The following is a 15,088-nucleotide window of genomic DNA, read 5'->3' as shown; positions in this document are numbered from 1 at the left end:
CGAGCACCCGCACACCGCCCAGCAGCCCAAGACGCTGGATATCTAAGGAAACGCCATGATCGGTAACTGGAATTACGGAACCGGCCGTCGCAAAACCTCGGTGGCTCGCGTTTTCATCAAGAAGGGCACGGGTAAGATCGTCGTCAACGGCAAGCCCGTCGACGAGTTCTTTGCTCGCGAAACCGGCCGCATGATCGTGCGCCAGCCGCTGGAACTGACCAGCCACCTGGAATCGTTCGACATCAAGGTCAATGTGCACGGCGGCGGCGAAACCGGCCAGGCTGGCGCAATCCGTCACGGCATCACGCGTGCCCTGATCGATTACGACGCGACCCTGAAGCCCGCGCTGTCCCAAGCTGGCTTTGTTACCCGCGATGCTCGCGAAGTCGAACGCAAGAAGGTCGGCTTCCGCAAGGCACGTCGGCGCAAGCAGTTCAGCAAGCGTTAATACGCTGCTCAAAAAGCCCGCTTCGGCGGGCTTTTTTTCGCGCCTTTTGTTCCAGCGCCGGGCGCCGTCCGGACGCTGTACGTCTCGCGCGGAACTCCGCGCATTCCTCCCGGTCGGAAAGAAGGACTGCGGTGCCATTTCGGGCTCTTAGCCGCAACACCCGCTTTCCCGAGCGATACAATCGATCCTCGTTCTACGAAGAGCACACATCATGGCCCAAGCATCGAACACCCGCATCAAGGTTGGTATCGTCGGCGGCACCGGTTACACCGGCGTCGAGCTGCTGCGCTTGCTGTCGCAGCATCCCAATGTGGAATTGACCGCCATCACGTCCCGCAAGGAAGACGGGTTGCCGGTGGCTGACATGTATCCGAACCTGCGCGGCCGCGTGAACCTCGCCTTCTCGGCGCCGGAAAAGGCCTCGCTGACGGATTGCGACGTCGTGTTCTTCGCGACGCCCCACGGCGTGGCCATGGCCCAGGCCCAGGAACTGATCGCAGCGGGTACCCGCGTCATCGACCTGGCCGCGGACTTCCGCCTGCAGGACATCCCCACCTTTGAACGCTGGTACAAGATTCCCCATACCTGCCCGGACATCCTGGCCGAATCCCAGTATGGCCTGGTGGAACTGAACCGCGAGGCCATCTCGAAGGCCCGCGTCATCGGCAACCCCGGCTGCTATCCCACCACCGTGCTGCTGGGCCTGGCCCCGCTGCTGGAAGGCGGCAAGCAGCTGGTCGACGCGCAAACCCTGATCGCCGACTGCAAGTCGGGCGTCTCGGGTGCCGGCCGCAAGGCCGAAGTGGGCTCGCTGTTCTCCGAAGCCTCCGACAACTTCAAGGCTTATGGCGTGGCCGGCCACCGCCACCACCCTGAAATCGTCGCGCAACTGGAAAAGATCGCCGGCGGTAAGGTCGGCCTGACCTTCGTGCCCCACTTGGTGCCGATGATCCGCGGCATGTTCTCCACCATCTACGCGCGCATCCTGCCCGAGGCCCGCGACACCGACTTCCAGGCTCTGTTCGAAAAGCGCTACGCCGACGAACCCTTCGTCGACGTGATGCCTGTCGGCAGTCTGCCCGAAACCCGTTCGGTGCGCGCCTCGAACAACCTGCGCATCGCGCTCAGCCGCCCCGGCAATGGCGACCAACTGATCGTCATGGTGGTCCAGGACAACCTGGTCAAGGGCGCCGCCGGCCAGGCCGTCCAGAACATGAACCTGATGTTCGGCGTCCCTGAATCGACCGGCCTGGATCAGGTCGCGATCCTGCCTTGATGTCCGCAGGCTTGCTGCCATGGGCCGCAAGCCGCCGCTCTTTATGCCCGCTGATTCCTCCATCCCACCCAAACCTCGCCCCGTGGGCGGGCTGATGCGCGTATTCGCGGGCTTGCTGATCGGCGTGCTGCTGGGCGGTTCGGCCAGCTTTTTCTACGCCCGCCAGCTCTACCGGCCGCAGGATGCAGTTGTTATCAGCGCCCGCCAGGCCGAGGTCCAGGAAGAGGCCATGCGCCAGCAGTCGACACAGCTGCGCTACACGCAAGGGCAGCTCGACACTGCCGATGGCGAGCTGGTCATCGAACGCGCCGCGCGCCAGGAACTGGAAGCGCAATTGCGCACCGTCCAGGCCGAGGTCGGCAGGGTGCGCGATCAACTGGCGTTCTACGAGCAGTTGCTGCCGCCCGGCCCCGAGGGCTCGGTGGACATCCGCGGCGTCGAGATCGACCGCAGCGGCGGCGGCCTGCGCTACAAGGTCCTGCTGATGCGCAGCGGCCGTAACGGCAGTGCGCCGTTTTCGGGAGCCCTGCGCTTCCAGGCTACCGGCGTCCTGAAGGGCGAGACCGTGAAGGTGGACCTGGCGCCCATGCAGGTCAAGGCCGAGTCCGGCTCCGTCGCCATCCCTGGCGACAGCGCGCAGACCTCGCCTTTGGCTCTGCAGTTCGACCAGTATCAACGCAGCCAGGGCATCCTGGCGCTGCCCGAGGGATTTGTCCCCGAAAGCGTAACCGTCAGCGTCCTGGAGGGCGATACTGTCCGGGCGTCAAGAAGCGTCAAGCTCGAACTTTGAGTCTGCGCAAGCCCTGCGCTATAGTGACACCATGCGAGCGCCGTTGCCGCTCACCGAAATATGGCCGAACCCGGCCAGGAGTGAACCATGAATGCAGTGACCGAAACCGTCGACCTGCAGGCCGCCCCGCCTGCTCCCCTGGTATTTACCGACTCGGCTGCGGCCAAGGTGAAGGATCTGTTGGCCGAAGAAGGCAATCCTGAGCTGAAGCTGCGCGTTTTTGTGCAGGGCGGAGGCTGTTCGGGTTTCCAGTACGGCTTCACCTTCGACGAAGTCGTGAACGATGACGACACCGTGCTGGACAAGGCTGGCGTGCAACTGCTCGTCGACCCGATGAGCTTCCAGTACTTGGTCGGCGCAGAGATCGACTACAAGGAAGACCTGGAAGGCGCGCAGTTCGTCATCCGCAATCCCAACGCCAGCACCACCTGCGGCTGCGGCTCCTCGTTCTCGGTGTAATCACCCGGGCAGGAAATAAAAAGCCCTTCGGCGCGCCGAAGGGCTTTTTGCATTGGGGCGCGGGCTTCAGGCGGGATAAAGTGCGCCCAGGATGCGGGCGCCGCGCGCGCCGGTGACGGCGGGCAGGCCCGCAGGCCTGCGCTGCACGAACGCTTGCGCCAGCCAGGCGAAGGCCAGGGCCTCGACTTCCTGCGCCGGCACGCCCAGCGCATCCGTGGCGCGCACAGGGCGCTGCAGGCAGTACGCCAGCTCGCGCATCAGGCCCGGGTTGCGCGCGCCGCCTCCACATACGAAGACTTCCTGCGTGCCTGCCGCGGCGGCATCGACAGCGTTGGCGACCGTGCGCGCCGTCAGGCGCTGCAGCGTAGCCTGCACGTCTTGCGGCGCGGGCTTGGGGCCGTCGAACGTAGCCAGGCGATCGTCCAGCCACTGCATGTTGAACAGGTCGCGTCCAGTGGATTTGGGCGGCTGTAGGGCGAACCAGGGTTCGCTGGCGATCAATTGTTCCAGCAGCGCAGCCAGTACCTGGCCGGTGGAGGCCCAGCGGCCGTCGGCGTCATAGGGCTGGCCCAGGTGGCGCTGGCACCAGCCATCCAGCAGGACGTTGGCGGGCCCGGTGTCGAAGCCGCGGGGAGCCTGTCCCGGCTCCAGCAGCGTCACGTTGGCGATGCCGCCCAGATTGAGTACGGCGCGGCCTTGCGGCGCGCCGAAGATGGCGGCATGGAAGGGCGGCACCAGCGGCGCGCCCTGGCCGCCGGCAGCCACGTCGCGGCTGCGGAAATCCGCCACCACGTCGATGCCGGCCAGTTCCGCCAGCAGGGCGGGGGCATTGAGCTGCACGGTGTAGCCGAGGTCGGGTCGGTGCCGGACGGTCTGGCCGTGCGCGCCGATGGCGGTCACGTCGCCGGCCTGGATGCCGGCTTGCTGAAGCAGGGCGGCCACGGCCTGGGCGTACAGGCGGGCGAGTCCGTTCGCGGCCAGGGCGGCGCGGGCCAGTTCGTCGTCGCCGGACAGATTCAGTGCCAGCAATTCGCACCGCAGGTCCGCCGGCATGGACAGGCTGGCGCTGGCGAGTACGGCCGGCGCCTGGCCGTCGTCCAGGCGCACCAGCACGCCGTCCACGCCGTCGACGCTGGTACCCGACATCAGTCCGATGTAGAGCTGCGAGTCCTGGTGCTGCGGGGTGGTGGGGGAATTCACGAGAGCCTCGGCAAAGAAAAAGCGGCCGCGCAGCAGAAAGTGCGGGGCCGCTTTGCGGGAGCGTTCGACCGGCTTTAGCGGCTGGCCACGTTGGTCAGCGCGTCGGGCAGGGTCTGCTGGAATTCGGTCAGCAACTGGATCTGCGCCTTGTACGGAGCCACGGCCTGGTTGAAGGCGCGGACTTCGGCGGGCTCCAGGCTGCGGGCGACCGGCAGGTCCACCGACAGCGGATCGATCGGCTGGTTGTCCACGCGGAATTCGTAGTGCAGGTGAGGGCCGGTGGCCCAGCCGGTGGCGCCGACATAGCCCAGCAGTTGGCCCTGCGAAATCTTCGAACCCTTGGTGACGCCTTCGGCGATGCGGCTCTGGTGAGCGTACAGCGTCGAGTACTTGCCGTGGTGCTTGACGATGACGACGTTGCCGTAGCCGTTCTGCCAGCCGGAGAATTCCACCGTGCCATCGGCCGTGGAATGGATCGGCGTGCCCGAGGGCGCCGCGTAGTCCACGCCCTTGTGTCCCGTCCAGGTCTTATGGATGGGATGCATGCGCATGCCGAAGGTGGAGCTGATGCGGCTGAACTTCAGGGCGGTGCGCAGGAACGCGCCGCGCAGGCTGGTGCCGTCGAAGTCGTAGTACGAACCGCTCTTTTCGTCGGGGCTGAACCAGACCGCGTTGTAGGTCTTGTCGCCATTGATGAATTCCAGGGCCAGCACGCGGCCGGCGCCGGCATAGCGGCCGTCGTGCGAACGCACTTCGTAGACCACGCGGAATTTGTCGCCCTGGCGCAGATCGCGCAGGAAGTCGATCTTGGCGCTGAGGATGTCGGCCATCTGCATGGTGACCGAGTCCGGGATGCCGGCGGCGTCGGTGGCGCCGAACAGCGATGAGCGGATCGTGCCCACGGCGACGCGGGTCTGGCGCTCGGTGCTTTCGGTGATTTCCTCGGCCTTGTAGCTGTCGCCCGCGGGCGCGACGTGCAGCATGCGCGTCACGACCTGGCCATCCGCCTCGTTGCCGGGGGTGTGGATGTAACGCAGCCAGATCAGGTTGCCGGCCTCGTCCGTCGCGGCCTGCACCGAGCGGCCCGGGTACAGCTTGTAGATGCTGCGGGCGCTGGCTTCATGCGTCAGGAAGGTCTGCAGGCTGGGCACGTCCAGTTCCAGGCGCTGCAGCACCGCGGCCAGCGTATCGCCGGCGCGGATCCGGGTTTCGCTGATATAGGGCGCGGCGCTGGGCGTGCTGACTTCGACTTGCTCGGCGCTTAACGGCAGGACGCTGCTGATGATGCGCGAAGGGGGGAGTTCGGTGCGGTCGGGTTGCTGCACCATGCCGAGGGCGGCGGCGCCTGCGAACAGACCGATTGCGGTGACGAGAAGAGTGCGGCGGAAAAGTCCCGAGCGCTGGGGCTTGGGCTCAACGGGCGCAAACAGGGCAGCAACTTTGCGCTTGATGCTACTCGCCAGTTCGTGGAGGCCACGATTCATCGTGAAGTTACCCTCTCAGGTGGCTTGAGCTCGCAGGGTGCGTGACACGAACTGCCCTCGCGCGCACATATTCGGGGCAAGGGCTGGGCGCGGGGCGCATCTTGTGAACGACGGGGTGTAAACCGGACCGCAACTGCGTATATATGACAATTGCGTATGATTAGGGCGGTATCCTAGCTGATTCGGCTAGAATTTTCGATAGTTTTCGTCACTTTTTACACCTTTTTATCGGCTGAAGCCGAGTTGGTCCCCCTGCCATGTCATCCACAGAAGCCCCGATTACCCCCGAAGTCGAAGCAGACCTGCGTATAGCGAAGCGCGGTTGCGATGAGTTGCTGGTCGAGTCCGAATTCGCCCGCAAGCTTGCCAGGAGCCGCGCCACGGGCGTACCCCTGCGCATCAAGCTGGGGCTGGATCCGACCGCGCCGGACATCCACCTGGGCCATACCGTGGTGCTGAACAAGATGCGCCAGCTGCAGGACATGGGGCACAACGTCATCTTCCTGATCGGCGATTTCACCTCCACCATCGGCGATCCCAGCGGCCGCAACAATACCCGCCCGCCGCTCACGCGTGAGCAGATCGAGTCCAATGCCAAGACCTATTACGCCCAGGCCAGCCTGGTGCTGGACCCGGCCCGTACCGAGATCCGCTACAACTCCGAGTGGTGCGATCCGCTGGGCGCGCGCGGCATGATCCAGCTTGCGTCCCGCTACACGGTCGCGCGCATGATGGAGCGCGAGGACTTCACCAAGCGCTTCAAGGGCGGCATTCCGATCTCGGTGCATGAATTCCTGTATCCGCTGATGCAGGGCTATGACTCGGTGGCGCTGAAGTCCGATCTGGAGCTGGGGGGCACCGATCAGAAGTTCAACCTGCTGGTCGGGCGCGAGCTGCAAAAGGAGTATGGCCAGGAGCCGCAGTGCATCTTGACGATGCCCTTGCTGGTGGGGACGGACGGCGTAGAGAAGATGTCCAAGTCCAAGGGCAACTACATAGGCATTTCGGAGTCACCCGATTCGATGTTCGGCAAGCTCATGTCGATTTCCGACACGCTGATGTGGCGCTACTTCGAACTGCTGTCGTTCCGCACGCTGGAAGACATCGCCGCCCTCAAGCAGGAGATCGACGGCGGCCGCAACCCGCGCGACGCCAAGGTCATGCTGGCCCAGGAAATCATCACGCGCTTCCATTCCGCCAAGGCCGCCGACGAGGCGCTGGCCTCGTTCGAGGCTCGTTTCCGCGACGGCGCGATCCCCGAGGACATGCCCGAGGTGAACATCGGCGGCGCGCCGGTAGGCATCCTCAAGCTGCTGCGCGAAGCCGGTCTGGTGGCTTCGGGTTCGGAAGCGCAGCGCAACGTGGAGCAGGGCGGCGTGCGCGTCAACGGCGACCGGGTGGAAGACAAAACGTTGCAATTGCCGGCGGGGACTTACGTCGTTCAGGTGGGCAAGCGCAAATTTGCGCGTGTTAACTTGAACCCATGATTGCGAAGTTTTGATACGCTGAGGGTACAGACAGGGGCAGTGGGGCCTTTGCGGCACTTCTAGGAGCACGACATGAAACTTTCGAGTTTGTCCTTTTCCGATAACGAGTCGATTCCCGAACGCTACGCCTTCGGCCGGATCGATGCGCAATCGCACGTCGCGCTGGCAGACAACTTCAACCCGCAGTTTTCCTGGGACGAGGTTCCGGCGGGCACGCAGTCGTTTGCGTTGATCTGCCACGACCCCGATGTGCCCTCCGAGCCCGACGACGTCAACCAGGAAGGCCGCGAGGTGCCGGCCGGCCTGCCCCGCGTGGATTTCTTCCATTGGGTGCTGGTCGACCTGCCTGCCGACCTGCGCGACATCGAGGAAGGCACCTTCTCCAGCGGCATCACGCCGCGTGGCAAGGGCGGCCCGCTGGCGCCGATGGACGCGCGCCAGGGCATCAACTCGTATTCGTCATGGTTTGCCAACGATCACGACATGAGCGGCGACTACTTCGGCTATGACGGCCCGTGCCCGCCCTGGAACGACGCGATCGTGCACCGCTACGTGTTCACCCTGTACGCGCTGGACGTGCCCACGCTGAACCTGCAGGGTTCCTTCACGGGCGAGGACGCGCTGCGCGCCATCCAGAAGCACGTGCTGGCGCAGGCGTCGTTGACGGGCACCTATACGCTGAATCCCAAGCTGGCTCCCAAGCAGATCGGCGCCACCTCGGCCTGATCCTGTCACGCCACAGCGAGGGCCGCAGATTCTGCGGCCTTTTTTTCGTCTGCTTCGGACTTGGGCTACTCAAAAGTAGATTTTTAGCCCGTGGCGCTTTGCATGAAAGTTTCTCAAGTCGGGTTGAGACCGGTTTCCGGTCCGCGCAGGATGGCGTGGTTTTCGCGCTAGTCGAGGCAATTTTGCCCGGGTTCCCGGCATTTTGAGGGCAATTGATTCTGTCCGACGCGGTAAACTATCCGTCATTCTCCGGGTTTACCCACCCGGGCGCAGTTTTCTCCTCTCTTACCGCCTCAGGAACTCCCGTCATGTTTGACCGCAACCTCACCTTGTCCAAGGCTGACCCGGACGTTTGGGCCGCCATCCAGAAGGAAGACGTCCGCCAGGAACAGCACATCGAGCTGATCGCCTCGGAGAACTACGCCAGCCCGGCCGTCATGGAAGCCCAGGGCACGCAGCTCACCAACAAGTACGCCGAAGGCTATCCGGGCAAGCGCTACTACGGCGGTTGCGAATACGTGGACGTGGTCGAGCAACTGGCCATCGACCGCCTGAAGCAGATCTTCGGCGCCGAAGCCGCCAACGTGCAGCCCAACTCGGGCTCGCAGGCCAACCAGGGCGTGTACATGGCCGTCCTGAAGCCGGGCGACACCGTGCTGGGCATGAGCCTGGCCGAAGGCGGCCACCTGACGCACGGCGCGTCGGTCAACGCTTCGGGCAAGCTGTACAACTTCATCTCCTACGGCCTGGACGAAAACGAAGTCCTGAACTACGACCAGGTCGAGCAACTGGCCAAGGAGCACAAGCCCAAGCTGATCGTGGCCGGCGCCTCCGCCTACGCCCTGCACATCGACTTCGAGCGCATGGCCCGCATAGCCCGTGAAAACGGCGCGCTGTTCATGGTCGACATCGCCCACTACGCTGGCCTGGTCGCTGGCGGCGCCTACCCCAACCCGGTCCCGCACGCCGACTTCGTCACCTCGACCACGCACAAGTCGCTGCGCGGCCCGCGCGGCGGCGTCATCATGATGAAGGCCGAGCACGAGAAGATCATCAACTCGGCAATTTTCCCCGGCATCCAGGGCGGTCCGCTGATGCACGTCATCGCCGGCAAGGCCGTGGCCTTCAAGGAAGCGCTGGATCCCGCCTTCAAGGACTACGCGCAGCAAGTGGTCAAGAACGCCAAGGTGCTGGCCGACACGCTGGTCAAGCGCGGCCTGCGCATCGTTTCCGGCCGCACCGAAAGCCACGTCATGCTGGTGGACCTGCGTTCCAAGGGCATCACGGGCAAGGAAGCTGAGGCCGTGCTGGGCCAGGCCCACATCACGGTCAACAAGAACGCCATCCCGAACGATCCGGAAAAGCCTTTCGTGACCAGCGGCATCCGCCTGGGCACGCCGGCCATGACCACGCGCGGCTTCACCGAAGCGGAAGCCGAGCTGACCGCCAACCTGATCGCCGACGTGCTGGACAATCCGCGCGACGAAGCCAACATCGCCGCCGTGCGCGCCCGCGTCAATGAACTGACCTCGCGCCTGCCGGTCTACGGTAAGAAGTAAGCGAGCATCCCTGCGGCGGGCTGCGGCCCGGCCGTAGCGCTCCATAAGGGACGGCCCCGCAAGGCGCCGTCCCTTTGCTTTCGGGGCGGTACCCTGGCAAAAAATACGGGGGCGGATTAGCCCTTATTGGCGCTGGCGGCTCGGCGTCTCGTTACAATATGCTTAACTATTGCCCTCAGCGCCTTTAGGGATCACACATGCGGTGTCCATTTTGCGGCAATGCCGAAACGCAGGTCGTCGACAGCCGGGTCTCCGAAGAAGGCGACGCCATACGCCGTCGCCGCCGCTGCCTGTCCTGTGACAAGCGCTTCACCACCTATGAACGGGTGGAGCTGGCCATGCCTTCCATCGTGAAGCGCAACGGCAGCCGCAGCGACTACGATCCCGGCAAGCTGCGCGCCAGCCTGAGCCTGGCGCTGCGCAAGCGCCCCGTCAGCACGGAAGACGTGGACGCGGCGGTCGCCCGGATCGAAGAGCAGTTGCTGGCCAGCGGGCTGCGCGAAGTGCCCAGCGAACATATCGGCGAGCTGGTCATGAACGAACTGCGCAAGCTCGACAAGGTGGCGTACGTGCGCTTCGCCTCGGTCTACAAGAGCTTCGAGGACATAGGCGAATTCGTCGAGGCCATCCGCGAGATGCAGGGCCCGCTGCTGCCGGGCAAGCTGCGCAAGGACTAGAGCAGGCTCGACTCCAACCGGTCCGGGGCCGCCCAGCGGCACCGACGCAGAAAATGACGGCGCCGCGGCGCCGTCATTGCATGGTGGGCGCCGCGCGCGCCAGGCTGGGAGTAAGCGGTTGGAACTTGCGCCACACGCGGCGCATGTGCTGCGCCGAACCAAATCCCGATTTCTCGGCCACGCGCTCCAGATCCAGCCGGGTATCGCGCAGCAGGTCGCGCGCCAGCGCCACGCGTATCTGATAGAGGTAATCCATCGGCGTGCAGCCCGCGTGTTCGCGGAACAGCCGGGTCAGGTGGCGCGCGCTGGTATGCGCCTGGTCCGCCAACGATTGCGCCGACCAGGGTGCCGCCGGATCGCGAATGACCGCGTCCTGTACCCGGTGCACGCCCGGATGCAGGTGGCTGCGGTGGTCCAGCCAGGGCGATAGCGTCGAGTCCGTGCCGGCGCGCCGCTGGTAGACGACCATGTCGCGCGCCGTTTCACTGGCCACCCGCGGGCCGCAGTGGCGCGACACCATGTGCAGCGCCAGGTCGATGCCGGCGGTGATGCCCGCGCTGCTGACGAGCCTGCCGTCCTCGACAAAGATGCGGTTGTCATGCAGCCGCGCGCTCGGGTCGATGCTGGCCAGCTGTGCCAGGCAGGTATGGTGCGTGGTGCAATCCCGTTGCCGCGTCAGGCCCGCGGCGGCGGCGAACAGCGCACCGGCGCATACCGTCATCAGCGTGAAGCCGTCCGCGGGATGGCGGACGGCCAGCCAGTCGATGATGGCGCGCGAGTCTGGGTCTTCCAGGCGCGTGGGCTTGCCCACCACGCCGGAAATGATGACCAGGGCCTCGGGCGGCAGCGTGGTCGGCAGGGCCTGGATATGCGCCAGATGCAGGCCGGGCAGGCCGCTTTCGACCTCCCGCGACGGGCCGCAGAAATGCTGCTCGAAGGTGCCGGGACTCAGCTTGTTGGCCACGCGGAAGGCCTCCGCCGGACCCGCCACGTCCAGCAGCACGATGCCGCGCGTCAGCACGAAATAGACCGGGACCATGCAGCCCTTCGCCAGCGCTAGGCCGCCAACGCGTCGGCGGCGCGCGCGATGCGGGCGAAGCGTCCTTGCAGCACCAGCTCGGTCCGGTCGCGGATTTCGGCCGGGGTGTAATGCTGGCCGGACGGGCTCTGCATGGCGAAGGTCAGGGTGGCATCGGTGGGGAACACCACCTTGTAGCCGGCGTCGCTGGCGTGGCGCGAGGTGGTTTCGCAGCATTGTTCCGTGCGGATGCCGCTGACGACGATGCCTTCGATGCCATGCTTCACCAGCCAGTCCTGCAGGCTGGCGCCGTCCGCGTCCTTGGCATAGAGCGAGGAATGCACGGTCTTGTGGAACACGGCGGTGGGCGCGATGCGCAATTCCTTGAGCGTCTTGACGTGCCCGGAGGCCATCGAGAAGGGGTTGGCGGGGTCGTTCGACACGCTGGTGTGAAACACCTGCAGTACCGGAATGTCCTGGGCCTCGGCCGTGTCGATCAGGGACTGGATCTGTTCCACAAAGGCCGGATACTCGGTTTCATCCCAAAACGGACGTTGCCGGAAAGAGTCTTGTACATCGATGACGATCAGTGCTTGTTTCATGGTCCGGGCTCCTGGAGCGGAAATTGTAGAGGCGTGATGTCATTTTTACTGCAATCCAGCGCCGGGGTGAGCGCGGCGAAAGACGGCTGTCGGCCCAAAACGGACATGCACGGCCGATGCCGCCGAGAGCCAGCGCCGGACCGTCTGCCCGCCGCGTGGCGGACATACAATCCTGATCATGATGATTCCCAGCGACAACGACGACATTTTCTGGATGCGGCGAGCCCTGGCGCTGGCGCAGACCGTCATGTACTCCACCGCGCCCAACCCCCGGGTCGGCTGCGTGATCGTGCGCGACGGCAGGGTGCTGGGCGAAGGCGCCACGCAGCCGCCGGGCGGCCCGCACGCGGAAGTCTGCGCCTTGCGCGACGTCCAGGCGCGCGGTGAGTCCGTGGAAGGCGCCACGCTCTACGTCACATTGGAGCCTTGCAGCCATTTCGGCCGCACGCCGCCCTGCGTGGACGCGGTGCTTGCGGCCCGGCCGGCGCGGGTGGTGGTGGCGATCGGCGATCCCAACCCGCTGGTCAATGGCCAGGGTCTGGCGCGTCTGCGCCTGGCGGGCATCGAGGTGACCACAGGCGTCTGCGGTGCAGAGGCGCTGGCCGTCAATGCGGGCTTCATCTCGCGCATGAGCCGCGGCTTGCCATGGGTGTGGCTGAAGATGGCGGCCTCGCTGGACGGGCGCAGCGCGCTGCATAACGGTGTATCGCAATGGATCACCGGGCCCCAGGCCCGGGCTGACGGCCACCGCTGGCGCGCCCGCGCCTGCGTGGTCCTGACCGGCATGGGTACCGTGCTGAAGGACGATCCGCAGCTCAATGCCAGGGGCGTGGACACGCCGCGCCAGCCGCGCAAGGCCGTGGTGGACGGCCGTTTCGAGATCCCGGAAGACGCGAGGCTGTTCGACGGCGCCGAAGTCATCATCTTCACTGCCCGCGAAGATGCCGCCAAGACCGCGCGCCTGCAGGCCAAGAACGCCCGCGTGGTGCTGCTGCCGGGCGAGGCGGCCGGCCGGGTCGACCTGCCGGCGATGATCCGCTGGCTGGCCCAGGAACAATTCAACGAGGTCCACGTGGAGGCCGGCGCGGGCCTGAGCGGCGCGTTGGTGGCGGCGGGCTGCGTGGACGAACTGCTGCTGTATCTGGCGCCGGTGCTGCTGGGCGACGCGGCCGGCATGGTGCGCCTGCCCATGCTGGAACACCTGGACGGCGCCCGGCGCTATGAATTTATCGAGACCGCGCCCGTGGGCGCGGACCTGCGCGTGCGCGCCAGGGTGGCGGACACCTGGCGCCAACTGATGCAGCGGGTGGCGCTGCCAGAGTTGCCCTAGGGCCGGCGCCGGTCTTCTATTAGTCAGCGTGCACAGATCCTGACATTGCGGCGCGTCAGCTCCGCCCCTCGGTCCGGTTCGGACGCGCCGCGGTATAGCGCCAGGCCAGGACCGCGGCGCTGCCGCCGACCAGGGCCAGCAACGCGGCCGCAAGCAGCAGGCCCGGATGGTTGCGGCGCAGGCGCTCCCAGGATTTCTCGGCTTGCGTGTAGTGGAACCAGGCCGCTGCCTGGAAGTCCGGCGCGGCGCATTCGCGGCCGAAAGAGCCGCTGAACGGCACCTGCGCGCCTTGTTCTATATAGCGCCGGTAGATGGCGGAGGCCTGTTCGGGCGAGTCGTCGATGATGTAGCGGGTGCCCTGGCACAGCACCGCGGCGAATGCTTGGGAGCGGCGCGGCAACTCGTCTGCGGCGCGCAACGCATGATTGGCCGCGATCTGGCGGTAATGGAAGCGGGCATAGGGCTGCGCTTCGCTTGCGGCGTAGCGCCGGCGTTCCTCTTCGGTGACGAAGGGGCCCGGCAGCGCGGCCGCGGCGCGCAGCGCTGGCGTGTCGGGCGGATCGGTGCCGTCAGCGGCCGTCGAGCCGGGGACCGCGCTGCGTCCCGCGCCATAGGTCGTGTTGCCGCCATAGGTCGCGAAATCCGGCTCCTGCTCGTAGCCCATGATCTCCATGCCGTCACGCCGCGCCAATTGAGAGGCTTCGAACCAGGCTTCGGCCCGTGTCGTGCGGCCCCACGCGCTGCCGGCCTTGCGCAACGCGGCGCCGTACTCGGCGGCGAGCTGGCGGCTTCGTGGCTGCCGCAACTCCAATTTGCCGTCGACATAGTCCAGCGTGACGTATCGGGCGTCCGAATCGGCGGGGAAATAGGGCAGCGCCTGCGCGATCGAGCCCTCGCGCACCAGGCGCCGCGCCAGCAGGAGGCGCAGGCGGTCGGACGCGGTGACGGGATGCTCCCCCAGCCATTTGTAGAAATGCTGGGGATCTGGCGGCGCCGATCCGATGGATGCGGCCGCGGCGGGCGCGCGCCGATCCACATAGGCTTTGAGTTCGGCGGTCGTCAGCACGCGTTCGGCCACGTAGGCCGCGTCGTTCCAATACGGGGTGGACTGCCAGAAGCCTCCACCCGACCCGTCCTGCACGGTGGCGTGCAGCAGCTGGTCCAGCGCCTCGACGTACTGGCCGCGCGACAGCGTCAGCACGCCTTGCTCGCCCAGCAAGCGGGCCGCGCCCGGCGCTTCCAGGCTGCCGTCGGCGCGCGGAAAGGCACTGGCCGCCTGGGCATAGGCCTGGGCCGCCGCTTGCGTGTCGCCTTGCCGCAGCGCCAGTTTGGCGCGCACCCACCAGGCCAAGGCCGTGTCCAGCCGCGTCGCCAGCGTTTGCGCCAGGTCGTAGCGGCCGATACGGTAGGCCAGCGCGGCCACGCGGTCGGCGTCCGGCACCTGCTTCAGGTCCTGGGTCTCCAGCGCGGCAACCAGCGATTGCAGCGCCGGGTTCGGCGTGACGTCGTGTCCCTGCGCGGCGTCGGCAAATCCGGCCTGGCCGGTCGTGTCGTAGGCGGCGTAGGGATCGGTGGCGCTGTCGGGCATTCCGTTCACGATGTCGCCGACCCTGGCCAGCGCGTAGGCTACCAGCAGCCGTTGCGCGACCGGGTCGTCGATCAGCCGGCGCGTGCGCGCCGGATCTTCCAGAGCCCATTGCGCCAGCATGCGCAGCGAGGCATTGCCGCTGGCGGAGTCGCGCGCGGCCTGTTCGGCATACAGGCGCACTGCATGCTTCAGCGAGGCGGCGGGGATGGTGTCCATGCAGGGCTCGGCGTTGACCAGCTCCATATAGCTGCATAGTCCTTGCGGCCCGGCCAGGAACAGGCGGGCTTCCTGACCGTAGCTGGCCACCGCCAGGCCCAGCGGGTCTGGCGCGCCGTCACGCGCCAGTTGCCGCACACGGGCGTAGGCCTGTGCAGCTGCCTGCCGCCGCGCGTCGGCGTCGCCGGCCGCCAGCTCAGCCTCGTCCCCGATTTCCGCCAGCATATA

14 protein-coding genes are annotated in these 15,088 nt (G+C 66.3%); 9 read left to right on the top strand and 5 right to left on the bottom strand.

The window, feature by feature from the left end; genetic code table 11:
• Positions 1-55: 55 nt before the first annotated feature.
• From rpsI to erpA, 4 genes are all read left to right on the top strand, one after another.
• On the top strand, positions 56-448 hold the full coding sequence (gene rpsI, locus VIR09_RS14095) for a 30S ribosomal protein S9 (protein WP_332013426.1): 393 nt from the start codon (positions 56-58) through the stop codon (positions 446-448).
• Positions 449-659: 211 nt separating this feature from the next.
• Positions 660-1,724 (top strand): N-acetyl-gamma-glutamyl-phosphate reductase, encoded by a 1,065-nt coding sequence (argC, locus tag VIR09_RS14090; RefSeq protein ID WP_332013424.1) that lies wholly within the window; start codon positions 660-662, stop codon positions 1,722-1,724.
• 43 nt (positions 1,725-1,767) lie between these two features.
• Positions 1,768-2,514 (top strand): DUF6776 family protein, encoded by a 747-nt coding sequence (locus VIR09_RS14085; protein WP_332013422.1) that lies wholly within the window; start codon positions 1,768-1,770, stop codon positions 2,512-2,514.
• Between the two features lie 87 nt (positions 2,515-2,601).
• Positions 2,602-2,973 carry an iron-sulfur cluster insertion protein ErpA gene (gene erpA / locus VIR09_RS14080; protein WP_013391415.1) on the top strand — a complete coding sequence of 124 codons (372 nt, stop codon included), beginning with the start codon at positions 2,602-2,604 and terminating at the stop codon, positions 2,971-2,973.
• 66 nt (positions 2,974-3,039) lie between these two features.
• Here erpA and VIR09_RS14075 read toward each other — a convergent pair whose 3' ends face one another.
• The gene (locus VIR09_RS14075) at positions 3,040-4,173 is read right to left on the bottom strand and encodes an anhydro-N-acetylmuramic acid kinase (protein WP_332013421.1); all 1,134 of its coding nucleotides are present in this window, start codon (positions 4,171-4,173) and stop codon (positions 3,040-3,042) included.
• A gap of 74 nt (positions 4,174-4,247) precedes the next feature.
• Positions 4,248-5,657 carry a M23 family metallopeptidase gene (locus VIR09_RS14070; RefSeq protein WP_332013420.1) on the bottom strand — a complete coding sequence of 470 codons (1,410 nt, stop codon included), beginning with the start codon at positions 5,655-5,657 and terminating at the stop codon, positions 4,248-4,250.
• A gap of 257 nt (positions 5,658-5,914) precedes the next feature.
• Here VIR09_RS14070 and tyrS point away from each other — a divergent pair, with 257 nt between their 5' ends.
• From tyrS to nrdR, 4 genes are all read left to right on the top strand, one after another.
• Positions 5,915-7,144 (top strand): tyrosine--tRNA ligase, encoded by a 1,230-nt coding sequence (tyrS, locus tag VIR09_RS14065; protein ID WP_332013419.1) that lies wholly within the window; start codon positions 5,915-5,917, stop codon positions 7,142-7,144.
• 72 nt (positions 7,145-7,216) lie between these two features.
• Positions 7,217-7,870 carry a YbhB/YbcL family Raf kinase inhibitor-like protein gene (locus tag VIR09_RS14060; RefSeq protein ID WP_332013418.1) on the top strand — a complete coding sequence of 218 codons (654 nt, stop codon included), beginning with the start codon at positions 7,217-7,219 and terminating at the stop codon, positions 7,868-7,870.
• Between the two features lie 308 nt (positions 7,871-8,178).
• Positions 8,179-9,429, top strand: coding sequence for a serine hydroxymethyltransferase (gene glyA, locus VIR09_RS14055; RefSeq protein WP_332013417.1), 1,251 nt, complete (start codon positions 8,179-8,181; stop codon positions 9,427-9,429).
• A gap of 197 nt (positions 9,430-9,626) precedes the next feature.
• Positions 9,627-10,106 (top strand): transcriptional regulator NrdR, encoded by a 480-nt coding sequence (gene nrdR, locus VIR09_RS14050; protein WP_013391422.1) that lies wholly within the window; start codon positions 9,627-9,629, stop codon positions 10,104-10,106.
• Positions 10,107-10,179: 73 nt separating this feature from the next.
• Here nrdR and VIR09_RS14045 read toward each other — a convergent pair whose 3' ends face one another.
• Together VIR09_RS14045 and VIR09_RS14040 are read right to left on the bottom strand one after the other, a co-directional pair.
• Positions 10,180-11,145, bottom strand: a complete 966-nt coding sequence (locus VIR09_RS14045) for a GlxA family transcriptional regulator (RefSeq protein ID WP_332013416.1) — start codon at positions 11,143-11,145, stop codon at positions 10,180-10,182.
• Between the two features lie 17 nt (positions 11,146-11,162).
• A complete protein-coding gene (locus VIR09_RS14040; protein WP_332013415.1) occupies positions 11,163-11,726 on the bottom strand; it encodes a cysteine hydrolase family protein in 564 nt (187 codons plus the stop codon).
• Between the two features lie 178 nt (positions 11,727-11,904).
• On the opposite strand from VIR09_RS14040, the gene ribD reads away from it, so the two are divergent.
• Positions 11,905-13,056: a bifunctional diaminohydroxyphosphoribosylaminopyrimidine deaminase/5-amino-6-(5-phosphoribosylamino)uracil reductase RibD gene (gene ribD / locus VIR09_RS14035; protein ID WP_332013414.1), complete on the top strand. Its 1,152-nt coding sequence runs from the start codon at positions 11,905-11,907 to the stop codon at positions 13,054-13,056.
• A 55-nt stretch (positions 13,057-13,111) separates the two neighbouring features.
• Here the strand turns inward: ribD and VIR09_RS14030 are convergent.
• A partial coding sequence (locus VIR09_RS14030) for a hypothetical protein (RefSeq protein WP_332013413.1) occupies positions 13,112-15,088 on the bottom strand: 1,977 nt, incomplete at its 5' end.

Origin of the sequence: Achromobacter sp. (genome assembly GCF_036567245.1) — a bacterium.
Taxonomy (GTDB): domain Bacteria; phylum Pseudomonadota; class Gammaproteobacteria; order Burkholderiales; family Burkholderiaceae_B; genus Achromobacter.
Note: the sequence above shows the minus strand (reverse complement) of the source record. Positions and strands in the feature narration are given on the sequence as shown.

Bases quoted from the DNA above. Each gene is read 5' to 3' on its own strand.
- nrdR (WP_013391422.1), top strand. From the start codon at position 9,627: ATGCGGTGTCCATTTTGCGGCAATGCCGAAACGCAGGTCGTCGACAGC.
- VIR09_RS14085 (WP_332013422.1), top strand. From the start codon at position 1,768: ATGCCCGCTGATTCCTCCATCCCACCCAAACCTCGCCCCGTGGGCGGG.
- VIR09_RS14070 (WP_332013420.1), bottom strand. From the start codon at position 5,657: ATGAATCGTGGCCTCCACGAACTGGCGAGTAGCATCAAGCGCAAAGTT.
- VIR09_RS14045 (WP_332013416.1), bottom strand. From the start codon at position 11,145: ATGGTCCCGGTCTATTTCGTGCTGACGCGCGGCATCGTGCTGCTGGAC.
- argC (WP_332013424.1), top strand. From the start codon at position 660: ATGGCCCAAGCATCGAACACCCGCATCAAGGTTGGTATCGTCGGCGGC.
- erpA (WP_013391415.1), top strand. From the start codon at position 2,602: ATGAATGCAGTGACCGAAACCGTCGACCTGCAGGCCGCCCCGCCTGCT.
- rpsI (WP_332013426.1), top strand. From the start codon at position 56: ATGATCGGTAACTGGAATTACGGAACCGGCCGTCGCAAAACCTCGGTG.
- tyrS (WP_332013419.1), top strand. From the start codon at position 5,915: ATGTCATCCACAGAAGCCCCGATTACCCCCGAAGTCGAAGCAGACCTG.
- ribD (WP_332013414.1), top strand. From the start codon at position 11,905: ATGATGATTCCCAGCGACAACGACGACATTTTCTGGATGCGGCGAGCC.
- VIR09_RS14040 (WP_332013415.1), bottom strand. From the start codon at position 11,726: ATGAAACAAGCACTGATCGTCATCGATGTACAAGACTCTTTCCGGCAA.
- glyA (WP_332013417.1), top strand. From the start codon at position 8,179: ATGTTTGACCGCAACCTCACCTTGTCCAAGGCTGACCCGGACGTTTGG.
- VIR09_RS14060 (WP_332013418.1), top strand. From the start codon at position 7,217: ATGAAACTTTCGAGTTTGTCCTTTTCCGATAACGAGTCGATTCCCGAA.